Origin of the sequence: Microvirga puerhi (genome assembly GCF_020089865.1) — a bacterium.
Classification (GTDB): Bacteria; Pseudomonadota; Alphaproteobacteria; order Rhizobiales; family Beijerinckiaceae; genus Microvirga; species Microvirga puerhi.
In genome coordinates, this window is sequence record NZ_JAIRBM010000006.1 from 57,922 (window position 1) to 82,147 (window position 24,226).

A 24,226-nucleotide genomic window follows, 5' to 3' on the forward strand; every position below is an offset into this window, starting at 1 on the left:
TCAGCAAGAAGAACGGCGCCGAGGACGGGATAGGCATCGGCCGGCAAGGTCGGCTAGATAGGGGCATGATCTTTCAGCTCGATTCTCGGCTCGACGCCGACACCATTCCGATCGGCGATCTCGCCCTGTCGTCGGTTCTGCTCCTGAACGACGCCCGTTTCCCCTGGTTCCTCCTGGTTCCACGCCTGCCAAACGCGAGCGAGTTGACCGACCTGACGGACGAACAGGCCACTCAGCTCATGGAAGAGATCCGCGTTACGACGCGCGTGATGATGGAACTCTCACGTCCGGACAAGGTGAATGTCGGTGCGCTCGGCAACATCGTGTCGCAGCTCCACGTCCACGTGATCGGACGTTTCCGGTCTGATCCCGCCTGGCCTGGCCCAGTCTGGGGGCATGGGGCGCGGACCCCTTACCCTGACCATGCGGCCACCGCGCTGATCGAGCGCGCCGCCTCCCTGTTCGCGGCCGCGTAATCTTCGGGAAAGTGTGACATGTCTCTGCCCATCGCCTATGCCACGAATACGCTCGTTCGCCACACCTCCGAGCATGATCCGGAAGTTCTCGCGCGCCATGCGAAGGATCCGGAAGCCCTGATCGTCCTGCTCGCAGGCGACCTGCCCGTCCTGACGGCCGGAGAGCCTGGAACCGGCTTCCTGCCGGCCTCGGTCTTAAGCCGCATCACGGAACATCAGGAACAGGTTTTCCTCGGCTATCGCGAGGATAAGCCCGTCATCGCGACGCTCGCAAAGCCGGAAGACGCCGCGGCCTTTCAGGATGATTCCCGATTCATCGTCGAGAACCTGCGGGCGATCGCTGTCAACGGCCTCGTCAGACTAGAAGAACTCGGCACGCTGGCCATGGCGAAGTCCCTGCTCGACTGGCATGCGCGCCACCGCTTCTGCGCCAATTGCGGGTCCCCGACCCATCACGCCCAGGCGGGTTTCCGCCGTGATTGCCCACAATGCAGCGCCCAGCATTTTCCCCGCACCGACCCGGTGGTGATCATGCGGATCACCCGCGGCGACAAATGCCTGCTGGGTCGCCAAGCGCGCTTTGCTCCCAAGTCCTATTCCTGCCTGGCGGGCTTCCTCGAACCTGGTGAGACCATCGAGGACGCGGTGCGGCGCGAAGTTTTCGAGGAGGCCGGCATTCGGGTCGGAAAAGTGCGGTATCTGGCCTCCCAGCCCTGGCCCTTCCCGTCCTCGCTCATGATCGGCTGTGCCGGCGAGGCGGAAACGGACGAGATTACATTCGATACCGAGGAGCTCGAAGACGCGCGCTGGTTCACCCGCGACGACGTCAGGCGGATGCTCGATGGAACGCACGAGGAATACGGAGCCCCCTCCCCCATCGCCATTGCGAATCATTTGCTTCAGCAATGGATGAGCGAATGAGGATCAGCGGATCGTCGGAATGGGATCGAACCGATAGGCGATCTCGGTGACAGTCTGACCACGCAGTTCCAGTTCCTGTCCGGGCCCAGGCTTGCCGCCGAGGCGTTCATAGAAGCGCCGGGCCGACAAGTTGTCCCGAAGAACCCAAAGCCCGGCCGAGGAGAACCCTTGCCCCGTCAAATGGTCGAACAGACCGGCCATGAGTCGGCGGCCGAGGCCCTGACCTTTGACCTTGTCGAGGAGGTAGATCGCATAGACCTCGGCGGCCGTGTCGAGCGACACCGCGTCCTCCAAACGGACTGGGCCGCCGCATACGAAACCAACGATCTCGCCGTCCGAAGCCCTTCCGACGAGGAGAAGCGCACGCGGGTCGGGCGCCGTGAAGGTGCTGCGCCACATCCGGGCTCGTTCCTCGACCGACAAGCCTGCAAGCGACGCGGGATTGAGAAAATCCTTGTAGGATTCACGCCAGCCCTGGACGTGGACACGGGCGATCGCCTCGACGTCCGTCTCCAGCGCGGGCTCGACGTGAAAGCTCATTCCGCAGCATCCTGGACCTTCTCGCGGAAGGGGCTTGCGGGATAGACGCCGAGAATCCGCAATTCCCGAGAGAAGAAGTCCAACTCCTCCAGGGCGCGCTTGAGATTGATATCGTCCGGGTGCCCATCGACCTCCGCGTAGAATTGCGTGGCCGTGAAATCGCCCTCCAGCATGTAGCTTTCGAGCTTGGTCATGTTGATGCCGTTCGTGGCGAATCCGCCGAGCGCCTTGTAGAGCGCGGCCGGGATGTTGCGGACGCGGAACACGAAGCTGGTCACCACCGGACCTTCGCCGGACTTCGTCCATTGCGGCGTCTTCGACAGGATCACGAAACGCGTGGTGTTGTGCGCCTCGTCCTCCACGTCTTCGGCCAGAATCTTGAGGCCGTAGATATCGGCCGCCATGCGCGGCGCGAGGGAGGCGCGGGTCTTGTCCTTCCATTCCGCGACCTCGCGCGCGGAGCCGGCCGTATCACCCGCCACATGCGCCTTGAGCCCGAGCTTGCGGATGATCTTGCGGCACTGGCCGAGGGCGTGGACGTGACTATGCACGCTCTTGATCGTGCCGAGATCGGCCTCGGGCAGGCTCATGAGCTGGAAGTGGATCGGCAGGAAATGCTCGCCGATGATGTGAAGACCGGATGTCGGCAGAAGATGATGGATATCCGCCACGCGCCCGGCGATCGAATTCTCGATCGGGATCATCGCGAGACCGGCCTGCCCCTCGTTCACCGCCGCGAACGCGTCCTCGAAGGTGGGACACGGTAGAACCGTCCAATCGGGATAGACTTCGTCGCAAGCGATGTGGGAGTTGGCTCCGGGCTCGCCCTGGAACGAGATGATCTTGCTCATGATGGTCTCCGGCCGGCAATGACGGCACGTGCGCGTTCAAGGTCTTCGTGAGTATCGACACCGAGCGGAACGTCGTTCACCACGACGGCATCGATGCGCATGCCTGCTTCGACGGCGCGCAGCTGCTCGAGCTTCTCGCGCATCTCGAGCGGTGAAGGCGGCATTCCGACGAAACGCTGCAACGCATTGCGGCGATAAGCATAGAGGCCGATGTGGTGATAGAGAGGCCCCGGCCCATAAGGAGCCGTCGTCCGGGTGAAATAGAGCGCCCTAAATCGGCCGGGGGCGATCTCGCTTCCGATCATCTTCACCACGCTGGGCTCGATCCGCTCCTCCTCCCGCGTGATGAGTGCCACCAGGGTCGCGATATCCACGGCAGAATCCGCGAGAGGTCCGAGGGACGCGGCGATGGCAGCGGGATCGATGGTCGGTAGGTCGCCCTGGACGTTCACGACCACATCGTGGCGGCCTTCCGGATCGAGCTTTTCCACAGCCTCGAAGATCCGGTCCGATCCGGAGGCGTGATCGCTCCGGGTCATGACGGCCACGCCGCCGGCCTTCGTCACGGCTTCCGCAATGGTATCCGCATCGGTCGCGATGGCGACGGGGCCGATCCCGGCCTCCATGGCCCGCCGCCAGACATGCACGATCATCGGCTCACCGCCGATATCGGCCATGGGCTTGTTCGGCAGGCGGGTCGCGGCGAGACGGGCGGGAATCAGGACGAGAGGATCGGACATGATGTACTTCGGGCAGGAGTTGCGGGTCCTTACCAAGGCCTGGCCGCTTTGTCATGGTCTCAGGAACACGAGGCAGCGCGGTCGAATTGGGAGCCATGCGACCACGAGACCGGTCAAAACCCGCTGAACCCCATTGTCAAACCCCCGTCTCTGCGGCTAAGCAACGCCACGGTCGCGGGCACCCCCGCTCGCGCGCCTTCCGTTTCGTCGCGCCGGTTCCGCCGCAGGTTAAGGCGAGGAGAGCCTGATTCATGAATATCGAGACCAATAAGATCGCGGGCGCCGTGTTTGGGACGCTGCTCTTCGTGGTCGGCGTCAACGTGATCGCCAGCGGCGTGTTCGCGCCTAAGCACCCTGCCATTCCGGGCTACGATCTTCCGGCCCCCGAGGAAACGGCGGCCGGTGCAGGTGCCGCGGCCGCAGCCGCTCCGTCCGAGCCTCTCCCGGTTCTCCTGGCCAAGGCCGACCCGGCCAAGGGCCAATCCGCCGCCAAGAAGTGCCAGGCTTGCCACAGCTTCGAGAAGGGCGGCCCGAACAAGGTCGGTCCCGATCTCTTCGGTGTCGTCGGCCGCCCGGTCGCCTCGCATGAGGGCTTCAACTATTCCGGCGCCCTGAAGGCCAAGGGCGGCAACTGGTCCTACGAAGAGATCGACAAGTTCATCACCAACCCGAAGAAGGACGTCCCCGGCACGCTGATGGCCTTTGCAGGCGTCGCGAAGGCGGAAGAACGAGCCGATATCCTGGCCTATCTGCGGTCGCTCTCGGACAGCCCGGTCGCATTCCCGGCTGCCCAGTAAGACCCGTCGCTATTATTTCCTTCACGAAGCCGGGCGCGAGCCCGGCTTTTGTTTTGGGCTTGCGCCCTTGCACTCGTCCGATTCCGGACAAAAATGTACGAACGCGCAAAAAGACGCCTCACGTTCGGGAGTTGCTTGTGATCCGTCCTGCCCTGCTGAGCCTTCTGGCCTGTCTGATTGTCTCGACCGTCGCGGCACAGGAGGCTCCCTGGAGACACGGCTCGGCCCTCCTCGGAGAGCCGAAATATCCGCCGGATTTCAAGCACTTCGACTATGTGAACCCGGATGCCCCGAAGGGCGGTCTCGTCCGCTTCGGCATCCAGGGCACCTTCGACAGCTTCAATATCGCCGTGGCCGGCGTGAAGGGATCGCCCGAGGCCGGGCTCGGACTTGTCTACGAGACCCTCGTGTCCCCCTCCCTCGACGAGCCGAGCGCCTCCTATGGGCTGCTGGCAAAAGAATTTTCCTATCCGGCCGACTATTCCTCGGTCACCTTCCGGTTGCGGCCAGAAGCCCGCTGGCACGACGGCAAGCCCGTCACCGCCGACGACGTGATCTTCTCGTTCGACGTCCTGAAGGCGAACAGCCCGACCTACGCCTTCTATTACAAGAACGTCACCAAGGCCGAGAAGCTCGGCGACCTCGAGGTGAAGTTCAGTTTCGATCAGACCGGGAATCGCGAACTGCCCCAGATCATGGGCCAGTTGCTCGTTCTCCCGAAGCACTGGTGGGAGGGAACGGCCCCGGATGGGCGCAAGCGGGACGTGACGCAGACCGGTCTCGAACCGCCGCTCGGCTCGGGCCCCTATCGGCTCAAGAGCTTCGATGCCGGCCGCAATGCCACCTACGAGCGGGTCAAGGATTATTGGGGCACAAACCTGAACCTGAATGTGGGCCAGAACAATTTCGACGAGGTCCGCTACGAGTATTACCGCGACGCCACGGTGCTACTTGAAGCCTTCAAGGGCGACCGGATCGACTTCAGGACCGAGAACAGCGCACGCAACTGGGTGACCGGCTACGACTTTCCGGCGCGCCAGCAGGGCAAGGTGATCCTGGAAGAATTCCCGAACCGGGCATCGGGCGTCATGCAGGCCTTCGTGGTCAACATGCGGCGCGACAAGTTCAAGGATCAGCGCGTCAGGCGCGCTTTTAACCTCGCGTTCCCATTCGAAGAGATCAACCGCACCATCTTCGCCGGGCAATACGAGCGGATTTCCAGCTATTTCCAGGGCCTTGACCTGGCATCGTCAGGCCTGCCCGAGGGGCAGGAACGCGCGATCCTGGAAACGGTCAAGGACAAGATCCCACCGGAGGTTTTCACGACGGCCTATAAGAACCCGGTCAGCGATTCACCCGAGGCCGTCCGCAACAATCTGCGGGAGGCGGATCGTCTCCTGCGCGAAGCGGGCTGGGAACTCAAGGACCGCCGCCGCGTGAACGCCAAGGGCGAAACGCTGACGGTCGAACTCCTCGGCAACACGGCGAACGACGAACGCATCTTTCTCCCCTACAAGGCCTCCCTCGATCGCCTCGGCATCGTCACGACCGTGCGGATCGTGGACGACGTGCAATACGTCAACCGCGTGCGCTCCTTCGACTTCGACATCACCACGGGCCTCTGGGCCCAGTCGCAATCGCCAGGCAACGAGCAGCGTGAGTTCTGGGGTTCGCAGGCCGCACAGCGGGAAGGTTCGCGCAATCTCGGAGGTATCAGCGATCCCGGCGTCGATGCGCTGATCGACCGCGTGATCTTCGCCAAGGATCGGGACGAACTCGTCGCCGCCACCAAGGCGCTCGACCGCGTGCTGCTCGCCCATGACTACGTCATTCCGCAATGGACCTATGGCAAGCAGCGCACCGCCCGGTGGGATCGCTTCAGCCACCCCGACACGATGCCGCGCTATGGAGCCTCCGCGTTCCCGACGATCTGGTGGTACGATACGGCAAAGGCCACCAAGACGGGAGCGCCCCGATGACGCGCCCGACCAGACGAACCGTGCTCGTCGGCGCCGCCGCGGCAGCGCTCGTCGCGTCCCGGTCCGGAACAGGCCTTGCACAGTCCGGCGAGATACCTGCCGGCACCGAAACCCATGGGCTTTCCAGCTTCGGCGACCTGAAATATCCGCCGGACTTCAAGCATTTCGATTATGTGAATCCCGACGCTCCCAAGGGCGGAACGCTGGCAATCCAGATCAAGCAAGGTGTCGGCAATCAGAACTTCGACACCTTCAACACCCTCAACGTCTATGTTCTGCGCGGAGACGGCGCAGCCGGGATGACGGGCACCTTCGACAGCCTCATGGCTGGGTCCGGCGACGAGCCCGATGCGCTCTATGGGCTGGTCGCACGCGCCGTTCGCGTCTCCGAGGACAAGCTGACCTACCGCTTCCTGCTGCGGCCGGAGGCCCGCTTCCATGACGGCTCGCGGTTAACCGCACAGGATGCCGCCTTCTCGTTCAACATCCTGAAGGAGAAGGGGCACCCGACATTCCGTCTGCTCCTGACGCAGATGGCGAGTGCCGAAGCGGAAAGCGACGACGTCCTGCGCGTTCAGCTTGCGCCGAAACGCAGCCGCGATCTGCATCTCGTGATCGCCGGCCTTCCGATCTTTTCGCAGGCCTATTGGAAGGACCGCGATTTCGAAGCCTCGACTCTCGAACCACCGCTCGGCTCCGGAGCCTATAAGGTCGGCCATTTCGAACAGGGCCGCTTCATCGAGTTCGAACGCGTTCCCGATTACTGGGCGAAGGACCTGCCCGTGAACGTGGGGCAGAACAATTTCGATCGCATCCGTTACGAATATTTCCGCGACCGGATCGTCGCCTTCGAGGCTTTCAAGAACGGCACCCTCAACTTCAACGAGGAATTCACGTCGCGGACCTGGGCCACAGGCTACGATTTTCCTGCCTTCCGCGAAGGACGCGTGAAGAAGGAGGAGATCCCGAACGACGCGCCGTCCCCGATCCAGGGCTGGTATTTCAACACGCGTCGCGACGCGTTCAAGGATCCGCGCATCCGCGAGGCGATCGGCCTCGCCTTCGATTTCGAATGGACGAATGCGAACATCATGTACGGCGCCTACGAGCGCCTGACGTCCTTTTTCGAAAACTCGGACATGAAGGCAAGCGGTCCGCCCTCTCCAGAGGAGATTGCGCTGCTCGAACCGTTCCGCGACAAGCTCACGCCAGCGGTGTTTGGCGAACCCTATACCCCGCCGGTCTCGGACGGATCGGGACAGGATCGCCGCCTGCTGCGCCGCGCCGACGAGCTGCTGCGCGAAGCCGGATGCAAGCGGGAGGGCGGCACCTTAAAGCTCCCGAACGGTCAGCCCTTCACCATCGAGTTCCTGGATTTTCAAGCGGCTCTGCAGCCGCATACGCAACCGTTCCAGGCCAATTTGAAAAGACTCGGCATCAACGCTCAATCGCGCATCGTCGATGCAGCTCAATATCAGCGCCGGATCGAGGTTTACGATTTCGACGTGGCGTCCCGAGCGCTCACTGGTTCGTCGACACCGGGCGACTCGTTGCGCGTCGTCTACGGTTCCGAAGCCGGTAAATCGCCCGGTTCGTACAACATCGCGGGCATCGACAATCCCGCTGTCGACGCTTTGGTCGACATCATCGGGTCCGCCAAGACGCGCCAGGAGCTCGTAACCGCCTGCCGCGCCCTCGACCGGGTCCTTCGCGCCGGCCAATACTGGGTGCCCATGTGGTTCAAGCCGAGCACCTGGGTCGCCTATTGGGACATGTTCTCGCGTCCGGCCACCAAGCCGCGGCTCAGCTCCGGCGCGCCAGGAACATGGTGGTACGACGCCGACAAGGCGCGGCGGATCGGGAGAGGCTAGGCTTGCGTTCAGCCCCAAGCGTGACCTCAAGCGTGGCAGCGGTCGCCGGAGGATCGCGCTTGATCCTGCGCCTGGAGGGAGCGGCGCTTTTCCTCGTCGCAACAGTGGGATTTGACCTGACCGGCCTGTCGTGGTGGCTCTATGCGGTGCTCTTCCTCACCCCCGACATCAGCTTCCTCGGCTATCTCGCGGGGTCTAAGAAGGGGGCTATCCTCTACAATGCGCTTCATTCTACCATTGCGCCCGCCATTCTCGCGGGATGCTGGTTTTTTCTGAAAGATCCGCTTGTCGCAGGTTTGGCCGCAATCTGGGCGGCGCATATCGGATTCGACCGCATGTTAGGATATGGATTGAAATACGCATCCGGCTTCCAGGATACCCATCTCGGCCGCATCGGCCGGCAGCGTGACGGCGCCTGATGTTCGCCTATATCGCCCGCCGTATCCTTCTCATGATTCCGACGCTGCTCGGCATCATGCTGATCTCCTTCGTCATCGTGCAGTTCGCACCCGGCGGCCCAGTCGAACGCGTCATCGCGCAGCTGCAGGGGCAAGATTCCGGTGCCACGTCGCGGATCTCCGGCGGTGGCGGCGATCTCTCGGGCGGGCAGAATACGACCGGCGGCGGAGGCGATACCAATTCGCGCTATCGCGGCGCGCAGGGACTCGATCCGCAATTCATCAAACAACTCGAAGTGCAGTTCGGCTTCGACAAGCCGGCGCCCGAACGCTTCGCCAAGATGCTGTGGGACTATGCACGCTTCGATTTCGGCAAGAGCTATTTCCGCGACATCTCCGTGCTGCAGCTTATCCGCGAGAAGCTGCCGGTTTCCGTGAGCCTCGGCCTGTGGATGACCTTGCTGTCCTATGCCATCTCGATCCCGCTCGGCATCCGCAAGGCGGTCAAGGACGGCTCGTCCTTCGACATCTGGACATCGGGCGTGGTGATTATCGGCTACGCGATTCCGGGCTTTCTTTTCGCAATCCTCCTGATCGTACTCTTCGCGGGCGGCTCGTTCTGGCAGATCTTCCCCTTGCGTGGCCTGACGTCGGAGAATTGGGATCAACTCCCTCTCTTCGGCAAGGTCGTCGATTATTTCTGGCACATCACCCTGCCTATCATCGCCATGGCACTGGGCGCCTTCGCCACCTCGACGCTTCTGACGAAGAACTCCTTCCTCGACGAAATCCGCAAGCAATACGTCCTGACCGCCCGCATGAAGGGCCTGTCCGAGCATCAGGTCCTCTACGGCCACGTGTTTCGCAACGCGATGCTCATCGTCATCGCGGGATTTCCCGGCGCCTTCATCGGCGCGTTCTTTGCCGGAGCGCTGCTGATCGAGACGATCTTCTCCCTCGACGGCCTGGGACTCCTGTCCTTCGAGTCGATCGTCAATCGCGACTATCCGGTGGTGTTCGCCAACCTCTACATCTTCTCGCTCGTCGGTCTTGCGGTGAATCTGATCTCCGACCTCACCTATACCTGGATCGATCCGCGCATCGATTTCGAGACGCGGGAGGTGTGAGATGAACGAGAACGTCCCCGTCGCGTCTCCTGCCGCCAATGCTCCGCTCGCGCCGCCGCTGCCGCGCGAAGGCTTCATCCGCCTGTCGCCGCTCAACCGCCGCCGCCTGCAGAACTTCAAGGCCAACCGGCGCGGCTACTGGTCGTTCTGGATCTTCATGGTCCTGTTCGTCCTGAGTCTGGGTGCCGAGTTCATCGCCAACGACAGGCCGCTTCTCGTCTCCTACAAGGGCGAACTGCTCACCCCCGTCTTCGTCGATTATCCGGAGGAGAAGTTCGGCGGCTTTCTGGCGCAGACCGACTACCGCGATCCTGTCATCGCCAAGGAGATTTCGGAAAACGGCTGGGCGATCTGGCCGCCAATTCATTTCTCCTACAACACGCACAATCTCGACCTGCCGGTTCCGGCGCCCGCGCCGCCGACCTGGATGCTCACCGATGCGCAGTGTCACTCCATCGCGGAGCGAAACGGCGGCACCGGATGCCGCGACATCGAGTGGAACTGGCTCGGCACCGACGATCAGGGCCGCGACGTGGTGGCGCGGCTGATCTACGGCTTCCGCATCTCCGTGCTGTTCGGCCTGATTCTCGCGGGCATCTCCTCGGTCGTCGGCGTGCTGGCCGGCGCCATTCAGGGTTATTTCGGCGGCTGGGTCGATCTGCTGTTCCAGCGCTTCATCGAGGTCTGGACCGCCATCCCGGCGCTCTACCTCCTCATCATCATTTCGGCGATCATCACGCCGAGCTTCTTCGTGCTGCTCGGCATCCTCCTGCTCTTCTCCTGGGTGTCGCTCGTCGGCGTCGTGCGTGCCGAGTTCCTGCGGGCGCGCAATTTCGAATATGTGCGCGCCGCGCGCGCGCTGGGCCTGTCGAACGTGACGATCATGTTCAAGCATCTCTTGCCGAACGCGATGGTGGCGACGCTCACCTTCCTGCCGTTCATCCTCAACGGCTCGATCACCACTCTCACCTCGCTCGATTTCCTCGGCTTCGGCCTGCCGCCGGGCTCGCCCTCCCTCGGCGAGATGCTCGCCCAGGGCAAGGCGAACCTGCAGGCTCCATGGCTCGGCCTGACAGGCTTCTTCGTGATCGCCCTGATGCTCAGTCTTCTCATCTTCGTCGGCGAAGCGGTGCGCGACGCGTTCGATCCACGAAAGACGTTCCAATGACAGAGCCGCTTCTTTCCGTTCAGGATCTCTCCGTCGCCTTTCGTCAGGACGGGCGCGACATGCTCGCGGTCGACAGGATTTCCTTCGACATCAAAACGGGTGAAACGGTCGCGCTGGTCGGTGAGTCTGGATCGGGCAAATCGGTTTCGGCGCTGTCGATCCTGAAGCTCCTTCCCTACCCGTCCGCATCGCATCCGTCGGGACGCATCCTGTTCAAGGGGCAGGACCTGCTCGCCGCAGACGAGAATGCCATGCGCCGTGTGCGCGGTGACGACATCACCATGGTGTTCCAGGAGCCGATGACGTCGCTCAATCCGCTCCATACCATCGAGCGGCAGATTGGCGAGATCCTGAAGCTCCACCGCGGGTTGTCCGACCGCGACGCGCGGGCGCGCACGCTTGAGCTTCTCTCCCTTGTGGGCTTGCGCGATGCGGAGAGCCGCCTCGGCGCCTATCCGCACCAGCTCTCCGGCGGTCAGCGGCAACGCGTGATGATCGCCATGAGCCTCGCCAATGAGCCGGACCTCCTGATCGCCGACGAACCGACGACGGCGCTCGACGTCACGGTGCAGGCGCAGATCCTGAAGCTCCTTGCGGAACTCAAGGGACGACTCGACATGGCGATGCTGTTCATTACCCATGATCTCGGCATCGTCCGCAAGGTCGCGGATCGCGTCTGCGTGATGCTCAAGGGCAAGATCGTCGAGCACGGGACGGTCGCGGAAGTCTTCCAGAACCCGCAGCATCCCTACACGAAGAAGCTTCTCGCGGCGGAGCCGAAAGGACGCGCCAATCCCGTCGCGGCGGGTGCGCCGACGATCGTCGAAGCGGGACCGATCAAGGTCTGGTTTCCGATCAAGCGCGGCTTCATGCGCCGGACCGTCGGTCACGTGAAGGCCGTGGACGGTGTTTCCGTGCGCGTGCGCAAGGGCGAGACCGTCGGGGTTGTCGGCGAATCCGGCTCCGGCAAGACAACGCTCGGGCTCGCCATTCTCCGCCTTGTCTCGTCCGAGGGACCCATCGTGTTTCTCGGCAACCGGATCGATGCTCTCGGCTCACGCCAGATCAGGCCGATGCGCAAGGATCTGCAGGTCGTCTTCCAAGACCCCTACGGCTCCCTTTCGCCGCGCCTGTCCGTGGCGGAGATCGTCGAGGAGGGTCTTCTCGTCCAGAAGCAAGGCCTGTCCTATGCCGAGCGCCGGGACGTGGTGGCACGCGCGCTGCATGATGTGGGCATCGATCCCGCGACCATGGACCGCTATCCGCACGAGTTCTCGGGCGGCCAGCGCCAACGCATCGCGATTGCCCGCGCCATGGCGCTCGAGCCGCAATTCATCATGTTGGACGAGCCGACCTCCGCCCTCGACATGTCGGTTCAGGCGCAGATCGTCGAATTGCTGCGCGACCTCCAGAAACGGCGCGATCTGGCCTACATGTTCATCAGTCACGACCTCAAGGTCGTGCGGGCCCTCGCCAACCACGTGCTCGTGATGCAGAACGGCAAGGTCGTCGAGGAGGGTTCGGCGGAGACGATTTTTTCCAGCCCGCGAACCGACTATACCCGTGCGCTCTTTGCCGCGGCCTTCAATCTGGAAGCGGACAGCCGCCATGCCGTCCGCGAGTGAACGCCATGCCGTCACACAGCCACGCCGCCGGTCATTCGCATCACGATCATAGCCATGGGCATGGTCATAGGGTGAGCCACGGCCGCGCCTTCGTGATCGGCATCGTGCTCAATCTCGGCTTCGTGGCCATCGAAGCGATCTACGGCTTCCTCGCGGGCTCGATGGCGCTTCTGTCCGATGCCGGCCATAACTTAAGCGACGTTTTGGGCCTCGCCATCGCCTGGGCCGCGGCGCTCCTTGCAAAACGCAGCCGGACGGAACGGTTTACCTACGGTTTGCGCTCCAGCTCCATCCTGGCCGCATTGTTCAATGCGCTCCTGCTGCTGGTCGCCACCGGCGGCATCGTTTGGGAATCGATCCAGCGCCTCATCCAGCCCGCTCCCGTCGCGGCCGGCACGGTCATCGTGGTCGCCGGCGTCGGCATCCTGGTGAATGGGTTCACGGCCTATCTCTTCATGAGCGGCAGCAAGAGCGACATCAATATCCGTGGCGCGTTCCTTCACATGGCAGCCGATGCGGCCGTGTCGCTCGGCGTCGTCGTCGCGGGCGCCATCATTCTCTGGACGGGGGCGACCTGGATCGACCCGCTCATCAGCTTGGTGATCGCTCTCGTCATCGTGTGGACGACCTGGGACCTGCTGCGCCAGTCGGTGACGCTCTCGCTGCAGGGCGTGCCGAGCGGGATATCTCTGCCGGTTGTGCAGAAGGCCCTTGAGACGCTGCCGGGCGTCGCCCGCGTGCATCATCTGCATGTCTGGGCCATGAGCACGACGGAGACTGCGCTGACGGTTCATCTGGTCATGCCGGGTGGGCATCCGGGCGATAGGTTCCTGGCGGAAACCCAAAGGGAGCTGAAGCAGCGCTTCGGCATCGGCCATGCGACCTTGCAGATCGAGATCAGGTCGACCGAGGGCCATCACGACGGTCCGGAATGTCCGCTCGACGCCTCCCCACCCGGCCCCGCCCAGGGGCATGATCACGCCCGCGGCGGCCATCGCCACTGAAGCCATCGCATCTTTGGCCGATATGACGTATCACTCGTGATTCTCTCGCTCTGAAGGATCCCCACCATGCCTCGTGCCCTTGTCATCGTGCTCGATTCCGTCGGCATCGGCGGTGCGGAAGATGCGCGCCTCTATGGCGACGAGGGCGCCGACACGGTCGGACATATCGCCGAAGCCTGCACAGAGGGGCGCGGAGACCGCGCGGGCTTGCGCAAGGGTCCTCTTCACCTGCCGCATCTGAGCGCGCTGGGACTCGGCCTCGCCGCAGAGGCCTCGACCGGCCGGATGCACCCGCATCTTGCACCACAAGGTCCGGTGAAAGGCGCCTGGGGCTACGGCGTCGAGACGTCCAAAGGCAAGGACACCCCGTCGGGCCATTGGGAAATCGCCGGCGTTCCGGTCGATTTCGACTGGGGCTATTTCCCGAATACGGAGCCGTCCTTTCCGAAGGAGCTGACCGATGCGATCGTCGCAAAAGGCGGAATCCCGGGCATCCTCGGCAACAAGCATGCCTCCGGCACGGAGATCATCGACGAACTCGGCGCAGAGCACCTGAGAACCGGCAAGCCGATCTGCTACACCTCGGTCGACAGCGTGCTCCAGATCGCCGCGCATGAAGAAAACTTCGGTCTCGATCGCCTCTACGAATTGTGCGTGGTCGTACGAAAGCTCTGCGATCCCTATCGCATCGGCCGCGTGATCGCCCGCCCCTTCGTCGGCACGCCGGAAACCGGTTTCAAACGCACCGGCAACCGCAAGGATTTCGCAACGCTGCCTCCCTCGGACACTATTCTCGATACTTTGACAAAGGCCGGTCGGACGGTCGTGACCGTCGGGAAGATCGGCGACATCTTCGCCCACCGCAACACCGGCGAGGAAATCAAGCCGCACGGCAACGATGCCTGCCTGACGGCGGCGATCGATGCGTTGAAATACGCGCCGGATGGCGGTTTCCTATTCGCCAACCTGGTGGATTTCGACAGCGAATTCGGCCACCGCCGCGACATTCCCGGCTATGCCGCGGCGCTTGAGGCGTTCGATCGCCGCATTCCGGAAATCGAGGGGGTCCTGCAGGCGGGCGATCTCGTCGTCATCACTGCCGACCACGGCAACGATCCGTCCTGGAAAGGCACCGATCATACGCGCGAGCACACGCCGATCCTGTGCTTCGGACCGGGCGTGAAGGCAGGCCCGATCGGCCGGCGCGAGAGCTTCGCCGATATCGGCGCCACCGTTCTGACGCATCTGGGCGTGAGCCATCTCGGCAAGGGTGAGCCATGGATCTGACGAAACGGCGCGTCTGACGCAGCGTCATTTACGGGCATTGACGCCTTCGTAACTTTGGATCAGTCTTCCATAGATCGTAAGGAAGCTCTCCGAGCGATCCGAAGATCCTTGGGGCGCCTTCCTGTTCTCGCGTGGAAGGTCATATGAACTCGCCCAACCGTTCGACCCATATCCGGCTGACATCCCATCCCGAGCCCAACGCGGCCACCTTGCGACGACCGATCCGGTGGGGCGCTGCCGATCCGCGCGAGCGAGGTCCCATTATCGGGTCCGTCACCAATCCCGCGGACCGCAACGTGATCGGCGCCCACGGCGGGTCCTATTCGCTCTATCGTGCCCTTGCGATCTCCGCCCGGGCGCTCAATCCTCTCGCCCGCCCGGACCTGCACAACACCCATCCGACCGCCGTGATCGGGCCGCATCCGCAATGGTCGGAGCCCGGCAAGATCGTCTCGCTCGATCCCTGGGGCCACATGGTGGGGCAGGTCTTCCAGGACGAGATCGCCAGCGGCGTCGACATCCGGCCGACCATCGCCATCACCAAGGCGCGGCTCAACATGCCGGAGATCCTTTCCGCCATGGGCTCGAAGCGCCTCAAGGCCGATGGGGGTGTCCTGCATGCCTCCGGCGACATTTCCGTCACGAAGATCGCCGTCGATCCCGTCTGGTATCTGCCGGGTGTAGCGGCCCGCTTCGGATGCTCCGAAGGCGAGCTCCGGCGCACGCTGTTCGAGCAGACGGGCGGCATGTTCCCGGAACTGGTGACGCGCCCCGACATGAGCGTGTTCCTGCCGCCGATCGGCAACATCACCGTCTATGTGATCGGCGACGTGAGTGGCCTCGGCGACCCGAAGCGCCGGATCGCCTGCCGGGTGCATGACGAATGCAACGGGTCGGACGTGTTCGGCTCCGACATCTGCACTTGCCGGCCTTATCTCGTCCACGGCATCGAGGAATGCGTGCGCGAGGCGCAGAGTGGCGGTGTCGGCGTCATCGCCTATAACCGCAAGGAAGGCCGCGCACTGGGCGAGGTCACGAAGTTCCTGGTCTACAATGCGCGCAAGCGTCAGGAAGGCGGCGACTCGGCCGCGACCTATTTCGAGCGCACGGAATGCGTCGCAGGCGTTCAAGATGCGCGCTTCCAGCAGCTCATGCCCGATGTCCTGCACTGGCTCGGCATCCGCCGCATCGACCGGCTGATGTCCATGTCGAACATGAAGTACGACGCCATCACGGGCTCGGGAATCGAGGTCGTGGAACGCGTTCCCATTCCGCCGGAACTCGTCCCGCCCGATGCCCAGGTGGAGCTGGAAGCCAAGAAGGCCGCAGGCTATTACACCCCCGACGGTGCTCCCGAGGCTTCCGCACTCGGACAGGTCAAGGGCCGCGATCTCGAACGCTTCTGAGCGCATCGTACGATGATGACCCGCCCAAGGTCTTAACCTTCTCCTCAAACGGACCGGCGATCTGCCATCGCCGGTTCCCGACTTGTGCTATCGCTCTCGAATTGAGAGCAATGGAGCCTCGCGTGACGGATCAGCCGCCTTTGTCCCCTGAAACGGAAGCCGCCCGAAGCCTCCTGCATGCATCCGCGGTGCGCGCGCGTTCGCATCAGATTCTGGATCACGGGCTCGCCGGCAGGCTGCAGCATTTCAGCGTCGATCTCGGCCGGCTCGATGCCTGTGCCGCCGAAGTGGTGGCGACCATTCGTGACGCCTACCCATCCCTGGACATTCCGTTTCATGCCCGCTGGCGGCACTTCTCCGCAGGAGGCTACGAGCGCTGGGGCGCCGTAATGCAGGGCGCACCCTGGACCGATGCGGGGCAAATGACCCGCGCCGCCTTCGATCTCGCCATCGTATCCGTGCTCCTGGACGCAGGCGCCGGGCCGCAATGGCGCTACGACGAGGGCCGCACGGGAGAAGTCTTCTCACGCTCGGAAGGGCTTGCGGTCGCGAGCTTCGACATGTTCGTGAGCGGCATCTTCTCGAGCAGAGCGGAGGATCCGTTCCGTGTCGATGCGGACGTACTTCTCGCGCTGACGACTGAGGACCTCGCAAACGGCTTCCAGGTGAGTGCCGGCAATCCGCTGGTCGGCGTCGAAGGGCGCGCCGCTCTTCTCAACCGACTCGGCAGAACCGTTGCCACCAATCCGGACATTTTCGGCCAGCATGACGATCCCCGGCCGGGCGGTCTCTTCGATGTCATCGCCGGGACCGCGGACCATGAAGGGCGGATCAAGGCCACCGCCATTCTCGATACGCTTTTGACCTATCTCGGTCCGATCTGGCCCGGACGCATCACGCTTGGCGGCATCGATCTCGGCGACACATGGCGCCATCCGATGGTGGAGGCCGACGACGCCACGAAGGGTCTGATCCCGTTCCACAAGCTTTCCCAGTGGCTGAGCTATTCGCTGATCGAGCCGCTCGAATGGGCCGGCTTCTCGGTGGTCGAGATCGACGGCCTCACCGGCCTGCCGGAATACCGCAACGGTGGCCTCTTCCTCGATTCTGGCGTACTCGCGCTGAAGAATCCCGAGGATGCGTCGCGCCCGCATACGGTGGACTCGACCCTGGTGGTGGAATGGCGTGCCCTGACCGTGGCGCTTCTCGACCGGATTGCCGATCCCATCCGTCGGACGCTAGGGTTGAAGGCAGAAGATTTCCCGCTCGCCAAGGTTCTCGAAGGCGGCACCTGGGCGACGGGACGCAGATTGGCTAAGGAGCGGCGCGGCGACGGTTCGCCCCCTCTGACCATCATCAGCGACGGAACGGTGTTTTAGATGAATCAGCACAAGACGATAAAGGGCGTACACAGCATGCAGGGCGTCACCGTGGTCGATCACCCGCTCGTCCAGCACAAGCTGACGCTCATGCGCGACAAGGAGCGCTCGACGAAGGGATTTCGCCAGCTCCTCAATGAGATCGGCATGCTCCTCTGCTACGAGGTGACCCGCGATCTTCCCATGGAGCGCATCCAGATCGAGACGCCGCTGACGACGATGGACGGCGCTCAGATCGCTGGCAAAAAGCTTGTCTTCGCGCCCATTCTGCGTGCCGGCGTCGGCTTTCTCGACGGCATGCTGACCCTCGTCCCTGCGGCGCGCGTGGCGCATATCGGCCTCTACCGCGATCCGGAATCGCTTCAGGCCGTCGAATATTATTTCAAGGCGCCGTCGGATCTCGCGGATCGCATGGTCCTCGTGCTCGATCCCATGCTGGCAACCGCCAACTCGGCCGTCGCGGCGATCGACCGCCTGAAGGAGCGCGGCGCGAAGGATCTGCGCTTCGTCTGCCTGCTGGCCGCGCCCGAAGGCATCGAGAAGCTGCGCGGCGCGCATCCAGACGTCCATATCTGGACGGCCGCCATCGACGATCACCTGAACGATCACGGCTACATCGTTCCGGGCCTCGGCGATGCGGGCGACCGGATGTACGGAACACGCTGAGCATCGAACCGACCCAACAACGCCTTCCACCAACGGACATTCGCTTTGCGCTTCATCGTCGCCGATTGGGGAACGACCCGGTTCCGCGCCTATCTCGTCGAGGAGGAAACCATCCTCGACACGGTGTCCTCCGATGAGGGGGTCTCCGTGCTCAGGCAAGGCCAGCATCGCGACGTCTTCCTTCGTCGCTGCGCGCATTGGCTGGAAGCCGAACCCAAGGCACCGGTGCTTCTGGTCGGCATGGTCGGAAGCCGCGAAGGCTGGGTCGTGGCGCCCTACGCCTCCTGCCCGGCGGGCCCGGCGGAAATCGCCAAGGTGATGATCGCGGTCGATCTTGGAAACGGACGCAAGGGCCACATCGTACCGGGTCTCTTCTGTGAGCCGGCGCCGGGCGCCGCGGATGTGATGCGCGGCGAGGAAACCCTCGCACTTGGGTCCGGGGTCTCCGACGGCATCGTCTGCGCGGCCGGCACGCATCCGAAATGGATCGTCATGGAGAAAGGGCGCATCGATCGCTTCGCCACGTCGATGACCGGCGAAATGTACGCTCTTCTTCGCGAGTATTCGATGATCGGCCGCCCAGCCACCGAACCGGAAGATCCCCGCGGCTTCGATCTCGGTCTCGACGCCGCCGAGCGCAACAATGCGGAAAAAGGCAAGCCCGCTGGCTTGCTTCATTTGCTCTTCGAAGCCCGGGCCGCCGTGGTTTCGGGGCGAATGGCCACGAATCTGCTCGGACCCTATCTCTCCGGGCTCCTGACCGGCGACGAGGTCAACAGTGCGCTGACGCAGATCGCACGTCCGACGAAGGTCACGATTCTCGCCGACGCTCAGCGTGCGGATCTTTACGCCCGCGCACTCGCGCGCCATGGCGTCGGCATCGAAACGAAAGCGTCACGGGACGCCCTGATCGCAGGCCTTTTCCGGATCGTCCGGCATGTTCCGTCACTCTGACGGCGTCACGGCATGCAGCTGGCCCGGGACCATCTGCTTCCTGGACAGTAGCAACCGGAATCTCATCGTCTAAACTCGTTTCATCCTTTTTGAGTCGTTTTTCAGAGACCATCCCCATGTCACATCCCCTGCTCGTCGCATCCGATACCGAAACCCTGCCGATCTGGCTTGCGAACGACATCTCCTGGCCCGACATCGCTGCGAAGCTCCCGCCACAGGCTCAGGCCTTCGCGCGGTCGCAGGGGTTCGAGGCTAAGGCGGGGAGCCATTGCCTCCTTCCGAACCAGGACGGATCTCTCCTGGGCGTCGTCTTCGGGCTCGATGCGGCCGATGCCAAGCGCGTCGATCCGTTCCTTCCAGGCAAGCTCGCCACGCTCCTTCCGGAGGGCACCTACCGGTTCGAAACCGACGCACCGAATGCCGACCTCGCGGCCTTGGCGTGGGTTCTGGGTTCCTATTCCTTCGACCGCTACCGCAAGCGCTCGCACAAAGCGGTCCGTCTCGTCCTTCCACACGGCGTCGATGGCGCGGAAATTTCCCGCATTGCCGAAGCGGTCATGGCGAGCCGCGATCTCGTCAACACGCCGACTAGCGACCTCGGTCCGGACGGCATCGAGGCCGCAGCGCGCAGGATCGCCGAGAAGCATGGCGCCAGCTTCAAGAGCATCGTGGGAGATGACCTGCTCAAGCACAATTTCCCGATGATCCATGCGGTCGGCCGCGCATCCGCGACGCCACCGCGTCTCATCGATTTCACGTGGGGCAAGATGGATGCACCGCGCATCACCCTCGTGGGCAAGGGCGTCGCCTTCGATACCGGGGGCCTCGACATCAAGCCGGCCTCTTCCATGCTGATGATGCGAAAGGACATGGGTGGGTCCGCAGCGGCGCTTGCCCTTGCCGACATGATCATGGGCGCCAACCTGCCCGTGCGCCTGCGGGTGCTGATCCCGGCCGTCGAAAATGCCATCTCGGCCAACGCCTTCCGTCCCGGCGACATCCTTCACAGCCGCAAGGGGCTGAGCGTCGAGATCGGCAACACCGATGCCGAAGGCCGCCTCATCCTGGCCGACGCCCTGGCTCTAGCGGACGAGGAGGATCCGGACCTCGTGGTCGATTTCGCCACACTGACGGGAGCAGCCCGCGTCGCCCTCGGCCCGGAACTGCCGCCCTTCTACACCCATGACGATACGCTCGCGGACGAGATCGCCGAGACCGGCGCGACCGTCAACGATCCGGTCTGGCGCATGCCGCTCTGGCAGCCCTATCACAGCCAGCTCGACTCGAAGTTCGCTGACGTGAACAATACCGGCGGGCCGATGGCCGGGTCCGTCACGGCGGCGCTCTTTCTGAGCCGCTTCGTGTCCGCGGCGAAAGCCTGGGTCCATTTCGACATCTTCGCCTGGAACAACGCGACCCGGCCGGGCCGCCCTGAAGGCGGCGAAGTCCAGGCGGCGCGGCTCATGTATGCCCTCTTGAAGAAGCGTTACGCTTCCTAAAGCATAAGATCACACAGCCATTGCAGCCTTCGTTTCGGAACCGAATAATCCGGCTCCGAAACGAATGGTGCTGCCATGTCCGTTGCGCTTCGCGCATCCCAGTCCCTCAAGCTCTGGCACGACGTCCATCTCGATCTCGTCCATGAGGGCAGCGATCTTTCGGCCCGGCAGGTCGCGATCCTGCTGACCATCTATCTTGAACCGCCGCCGCACACGGTCCGCGGATTGGCGAAGAAGCTCAACGTTACGAAACCGGTGATCACGCGCGCCCTCGACACGATGGGAAAGCTCGATCTGGTCTCCCGGCGCCGGGATGAGGCGGATCGGCGCAATGTCGTCATTCAGCGCACGGTCGCTGGCGCTCTTGCCGTGGAGCGGCTAGGAGACGTCATCATCGCCCGCGCCAAGGAGCTGCCCGTATGACCTTCGATCGTCGCATCACGCCTTTTAGGGCCGATCTTGCCGACGACAAGCTGCGTGGGCAGGTGGAGGTGGCGCGCTTCTCCGCCGGCACGCCACAGCGGGTCGCAAGACCGTTCACCGCCGTGCACCGGCACCCCGCTCCGGATGCGCCCGTCGACACCCAGGCAATCTGGGGCGAAAGCGTCACGGTCTATGACGAACACGAGGGCTGGGCCTGGGTGCAACTGCGTGACGACGGCTATGTCGGCTACGTTCGCAGCGCCGATCTGGGCGCACCCGGCGCAGAGCCGACCCATCGGGTCAGCGCGGTTCGCACGTTCATCTATCCCGGCCCCAACCTGAAGCTGCCGCATGACACCTGGCTGAGCCTCAACGCCAAGGTCGCGGTGACCGACGTCGAAGGCAACTATGCGCGCCTCGCCACGGGCGGTTTCGTCTACGCGCCCCATCTGACTGCGCTCGGGACCTTTGAAAACGATTACACTGCCGTTGCGGAACGCCTCCTGCACACCCCCTATCTCTGGGGCGGCAAGACGAGTCTCGGTCTCGACTGCTCGGGTCTTGCCCAGACGGTGCTGGCCGCGGCCGGCATTCCCGCGCCGCGAGACAGCGACATGCAGGAGCAGCAACTCGGGACCTCCGTTGCCGTGACGCCGGACCTCGGCGGCCTTCGGCGCGGCGATCTCGTGTTCTGGAAGGGCCATGTGGGCCTGATGCTGGACGCAACGCGCCTGATCCACGCGACGGGACATACGATGACCGTCACCATCGAGCCGCTCGCGGTTGCCGAAGAACGGATCCGCCTGACGAGCTACGGCCCGATCAGCAGCGTCAAGCGCCTTGCTCCTCGATAACTAATACCCGCGGGTGAGATCCACCACGTTCTGAAACGGCTCTCCGGCCTCGTGACGTCGGATCTGGCTTGCGATGTATCGCGCGGTCATGTCCGGATCGCTCACGGCGGAATTGTGCGGCGTCACCGTCACGCGCGGGTGGGTCCAGAGAGGCGAATCCTGGGGCAGAGGCTCGACCTGAAACACATCGAGGGTAGCTGCCTTCAGCACGCCCGCATCGAGAGCCTCGACGATATCCGTTTCGACCTGCAGGCCTCCGCGCCCGACATTGATCAGGGCCGGCCCACCCAGCCGCCCATCCTGTGCCAATTTCGCGAAGAGCGATTTGTTGAGAATGCCGCGCGTATCGGGGGTCAGCGGCAGGAGGCTCACCAGAATATCCGTCCGCGCCAGAAAGCGCGTCAGCCCTTCCTCGCCCGAGAAGATCTGGAATCCCTCGACGGTCTTCGGCGCCCGGCTCCATCCGGCTACGTCGAAGCCCATGATCTGGAGTTTCCGCGCCGCGTCCTGCCCCAGCACGCCGAAGCCCATCATGCCGACGCGCACATCGCTCGCGACCGGCGGATTGCGATCGGGCTCCCAGGTCCTGGCGCGTTGGGCAGTATCGTAGCGGCGCTGCTCGCGCAGATACATGAGGCAGTGCAGCACCACGTATTCGCTCATGCGGCGGGTCAGGTCGTCCTGCGACACGCGAACGATCGGAACGTCGGGAAGGCTCGGATATCCCATCAGATGGTCGACACCCGCACCGAGCGAGAAGATCGCCTCGAGGGCCGGCAGGTCGGAAAGGCTGCCAGGCTTGGGACCCCAGGTCGCCACATAGCGGACCTTGCTCCGCTCGAACGGCTCCCCGAGCACGACGACGGGATGCTCAGGCAGGTATTGCCCGAACCGTTCGACCCAGGGCTTCGGATCCCAGGTCAAGGCAACGAGAAGGGTCACGCAGTCGCTCCGATATGTTCGAGAACCAGCTTGCCGGGATGTGCGGCGCTGTCGCCGATCGTATAGGCGGCGCGCACGGCTCGCGCTGCGGCGTCGGCCGCCTCCGGCGTCTGCGCATGCACGATGGCGAGCGGACGCTCGCTGTCGACGGTCGCGCCGATCTCGGCAAGATTTGTGAGACCCACCGCGTGATCCACCGGATCCTGCGGGCGCGTGCGTCCGCCGCCCAGCGCGACGACGGCAATACCGATATCGCGTGTCGCGGCGCGTTGTACGATTCCGGGCCGTTCCGCATGGATCTCGCGAACGACGGGCGCCGTCACGAGATGCTTCTCGGGACGCTCCAGCAGATCCGCCGGTCCTCCGAGCGCGACCACCATGCGGCTGAAGATCTCCGCCGCCTTTCCGGATGTGATCGCCTCCTCAATGCGGGACCGCGCCTCGGCCAAGGTCGCGACGATCCTGCCGAGAACCAGCATCTCGGCACAGAGCGCAACGTTGACCTCGTGAAAGCGCGGCTCGCGACGCCGACCGGTCAGATAGTCGGCGATATAGGCGACCTCGACGGCATTGCCTGCGGCCGATGCGAGAGGCTCGTTCATGTCGGTGAGAAGCGCGCTCGTCGGCAGGCCGGCGCGGTTGGCGACGAGCACGAGGCTTTCTGCGAGCGCGCGGGCATCGGCCGGGTTGTCCATGAAGGCACCGGAGCCGCACTTCACGTCCATGACGAGGCCCTGCAGCCCTGCTGCAAGCTTCTTGGAGAGAATCGAAGCGGTGATCAGATCCACCGATTCCACCGTCGCAGTCACGTCGCGGATGGCATAGAGCCGTTTGTCCGCCGGTGCGAGATCCGCCGTCTGGCCAATGATGGCACAGCCGATCTCCCGCGTGACACGGCGGAAGGTGTCGATGTCGGGTTGCGAGACGTAGCCCGGGATGGAATCGAGTTTGTCGAGCGTCCCGCCGGTATGTCCGAGGCCGCGACCGGAGATCATGGGCACGTAGCCGCCGCAAGCCGCGACGGCAGGCGCCAGAGCCAGGCTGATCGTGTCGCCCACGCCGCCCGTCGAGTGCTTGTCGAGCACCGGACCGGGCAGGTCCCATGTCAGGACGTCACCGGACTGCATCATCGCGCGCGTCAGCGCCACGCGCTCCGGCACGGACAAACCCCGAAAGAATATCGCCATGGCGAAGGACGCTGCCTGACCTTCCGTGACGCGGCCCGATGTCATGCCCTCGATGAAGGCCTGAATCTGCCCGGCCTCGAGAGTGCCGCCGTCGCGTTTGCGGCGGATGATTTCCTGCGGCAGGATCGACAT

23 protein-coding genes are annotated in these 24,226 nt (G+C 63.8%); 18 read left to right on the top strand and 5 right to left on the bottom strand.

The genetic code is table 11. The features are described from left to right. The first annotated feature begins 65 nt into the window (after nucleotides 1-65). Together K9B37_RS09795 and nudC are read left to right on the top strand one after the other, a co-directional pair. On the top strand, nucleotides 66-476 hold the full coding sequence (locus K9B37_RS09795; RefSeq protein ID WP_224313075.1) for an HIT domain-containing protein: 411 nt from the start codon (nucleotides 66-68) through the stop codon (nucleotides 474-476). An 18-nt stretch (nucleotides 477-494) separates the two neighbouring features. Next, on the top strand, nucleotides 495-1,397 hold the full coding sequence (nudC, locus tag K9B37_RS09800; protein WP_224312892.1) for an NAD(+) diphosphatase: 903 nt from the start codon (nucleotides 495-497) through the stop codon (nucleotides 1,395-1,397). Between the two features lie 3 nt (nucleotides 1,398-1,400). On the opposite strand, the gene K9B37_RS09805 is transcribed toward nudC, so the two are convergent. Genes K9B37_RS09805 through K9B37_RS09815 form a run of 3 tightly spaced genes read right to left on the bottom strand, consistent with a single transcriptional unit; the run spans nucleotide 1,401 to nucleotide 3,528 of the window. Then, nucleotides 1,401-1,937, bottom strand: a complete 537-nt coding sequence (locus tag K9B37_RS09805; protein WP_224312893.1) for a GNAT family N-acetyltransferase — start codon at nucleotides 1,935-1,937, stop codon at nucleotides 1,401-1,403. Further along, nucleotides 1,934-2,788 (bottom strand): prephenate dehydratase, encoded by an 855-nt coding sequence (locus tag K9B37_RS09810; protein ID WP_255616526.1) that lies wholly within the window; start codon nucleotides 2,786-2,788, stop codon nucleotides 1,934-1,936. Before K9B37_RS09810 ends, K9B37_RS09805 begins: the two co-directional genes overlap by 4 nt. Further along, on the bottom strand, nucleotides 2,785-3,528 hold the full coding sequence (locus K9B37_RS09815) for a 3-deoxy-manno-octulosonate cytidylyltransferase (RefSeq protein ID WP_224312894.1): 744 nt from the start codon (nucleotides 3,526-3,528) through the stop codon (nucleotides 2,785-2,787). The genes K9B37_RS09810 and K9B37_RS09815 overlap by 4 nt, the downstream gene beginning before the upstream one ends. 251 nt (nucleotides 3,529-3,779) lie before the next feature. Between K9B37_RS09815 and K9B37_RS09820 the strand changes: the two genes are divergently transcribed. The 16 genes from K9B37_RS09820 (at nucleotide 3,780) to K9B37_RS09895 (ending at nucleotide 21,965) form a co-directional block, all read left to right on the top strand. Next, nucleotides 3,780-4,325 (top strand): c-type cytochrome, encoded by a 546-nt coding sequence (locus K9B37_RS09820; RefSeq protein WP_224312895.1) that lies wholly within the window; start codon nucleotides 3,780-3,782, stop codon nucleotides 4,323-4,325. 137 nt (nucleotides 4,326-4,462) lie between these two features. Beyond that, the gene (locus K9B37_RS09825) at nucleotides 4,463-6,304 is read left to right on the top strand and encodes an extracellular solute-binding protein (RefSeq protein ID WP_224312896.1); all 1,842 of its coding nucleotides are present in this window, start codon (nucleotides 4,463-4,465) and stop codon (nucleotides 6,302-6,304) included. Next, nucleotides 6,301-8,175 carry an extracellular solute-binding protein gene (locus K9B37_RS09830; protein ID WP_224312897.1) on the top strand — a complete coding sequence of 625 codons (1,875 nt, stop codon included), beginning with the start codon at nucleotides 6,301-6,303 and terminating at the stop codon, nucleotides 8,173-8,175. Before K9B37_RS09825 ends, K9B37_RS09830 begins: the two co-directional genes overlap by 4 nt. 59 nt (nucleotides 8,176-8,234) lie before the next feature. Continuing rightward, nucleotides 8,235-8,594, top strand: coding sequence for a DUF4260 domain-containing protein (locus K9B37_RS09835; protein WP_224312898.1), 360 nt, complete (start codon nucleotides 8,235-8,237; stop codon nucleotides 8,592-8,594). Further along, entirely contained in the window at nucleotides 8,594-9,700 is a 1,107-nt protein-coding gene (locus K9B37_RS09840; RefSeq protein ID WP_224312899.1) for a microcin C ABC transporter permease YejB, read from the top strand. The genes K9B37_RS09835 and K9B37_RS09840 overlap by 1 nt, the downstream gene beginning before the upstream one ends. A gap of 1 nt (nucleotide 9,701) precedes the next feature. Further along, nucleotides 9,702-10,868, top strand: a complete 1,167-nt coding sequence (locus K9B37_RS09845; protein ID WP_224312900.1) for an ABC transporter permease — start codon at nucleotides 9,702-9,704, stop codon at nucleotides 10,866-10,868. Beyond that, nucleotides 10,865-12,493, top strand: coding sequence for an ABC transporter ATP-binding protein (locus K9B37_RS09850; RefSeq protein WP_224312901.1), 1,629 nt, complete (start codon nucleotides 10,865-10,867; stop codon nucleotides 12,491-12,493). Before K9B37_RS09845 ends, K9B37_RS09850 begins: the two co-directional genes overlap by 4 nt. A gap of 5 nt (nucleotides 12,494-12,498) precedes the next feature. Then, nucleotides 12,499-13,497 carry a cation diffusion facilitator family transporter gene (locus tag K9B37_RS09855; protein WP_224312902.1) on the top strand — a complete coding sequence of 333 codons (999 nt, stop codon included), beginning with the start codon at nucleotides 12,499-12,501 and terminating at the stop codon, nucleotides 13,495-13,497. A 66-nt stretch (nucleotides 13,498-13,563) separates the two neighbouring features. Continuing rightward, nucleotides 13,564-14,784 carry a phosphopentomutase gene (locus tag K9B37_RS09860; protein ID WP_224312903.1) on the top strand — a complete coding sequence of 407 codons (1,221 nt, stop codon included), beginning with the start codon at nucleotides 13,564-13,566 and terminating at the stop codon, nucleotides 14,782-14,784. Nucleotides 14,785-14,927: 143 nt separating this feature from the next. After that, nucleotides 14,928-16,190 (top strand): GTP cyclohydrolase II, encoded by a 1,263-nt coding sequence (locus K9B37_RS09865; RefSeq protein ID WP_224312904.1) that lies wholly within the window; start codon nucleotides 14,928-14,930, stop codon nucleotides 16,188-16,190. Nucleotides 16,191-16,300: 110 nt separating this feature from the next. Further along, nucleotides 16,301-17,569, top strand: a complete 1,269-nt coding sequence (locus K9B37_RS09870; RefSeq protein WP_224312905.1) for a URC4/urg3 family protein — start codon at nucleotides 16,301-16,303, stop codon at nucleotides 17,567-17,569. A 36-nt stretch (nucleotides 17,570-17,605) separates the two neighbouring features. Continuing rightward, on the top strand, nucleotides 17,606-18,235 hold the full coding sequence (upp, locus tag K9B37_RS09875; protein WP_224313077.1) for a uracil phosphoribosyltransferase: 630 nt from the start codon (nucleotides 17,606-17,608) through the stop codon (nucleotides 18,233-18,235). Nucleotides 18,236-18,280: 45 nt separating this feature from the next. Beyond that, nucleotides 18,281-19,189, top strand: a complete 909-nt coding sequence (locus K9B37_RS09880) for a 2-dehydro-3-deoxygalactonokinase (protein WP_224312906.1) — start codon at nucleotides 18,281-18,283, stop codon at nucleotides 19,187-19,189. A gap of 116 nt (nucleotides 19,190-19,305) precedes the next feature. Beyond that, entirely contained in the window at nucleotides 19,306-20,688 is a 1,383-nt protein-coding gene (locus K9B37_RS09885; RefSeq protein WP_224312907.1) for a leucyl aminopeptidase family protein, read from the top strand. 75 nt (nucleotides 20,689-20,763) lie between these two features. Then, nucleotides 20,764-21,111, top strand: coding sequence for a MarR family transcriptional regulator (locus tag K9B37_RS09890; protein ID WP_224312908.1), 348 nt, complete (start codon nucleotides 20,764-20,766; stop codon nucleotides 21,109-21,111). Further along, nucleotides 21,108-21,965 carry a C40 family peptidase gene (locus tag K9B37_RS09895; protein WP_224312909.1) on the top strand — a complete coding sequence of 286 codons (858 nt, stop codon included), beginning with the start codon at nucleotides 21,108-21,110 and terminating at the stop codon, nucleotides 21,963-21,965. Before K9B37_RS09890 ends, K9B37_RS09895 begins: the two co-directional genes overlap by 4 nt. Here the strand turns inward: K9B37_RS09895 and K9B37_RS09900 are convergent, their stop codons facing one another. Next, nucleotides 21,966-22,907 (bottom strand): 2-hydroxyacid dehydrogenase, encoded by a 942-nt coding sequence (locus K9B37_RS09900; protein WP_224312910.1) that lies wholly within the window; start codon nucleotides 22,905-22,907, stop codon nucleotides 21,966-21,968. After that, nucleotides 22,904-24,226, bottom strand: a complete 1,323-nt coding sequence (deoA, locus tag K9B37_RS09905) for a thymidine phosphorylase (RefSeq protein ID WP_224312911.1) — start codon at nucleotides 24,224-24,226, stop codon at nucleotides 22,904-22,906. Before deoA ends, K9B37_RS09900 begins: the two co-directional genes overlap by 4 nt.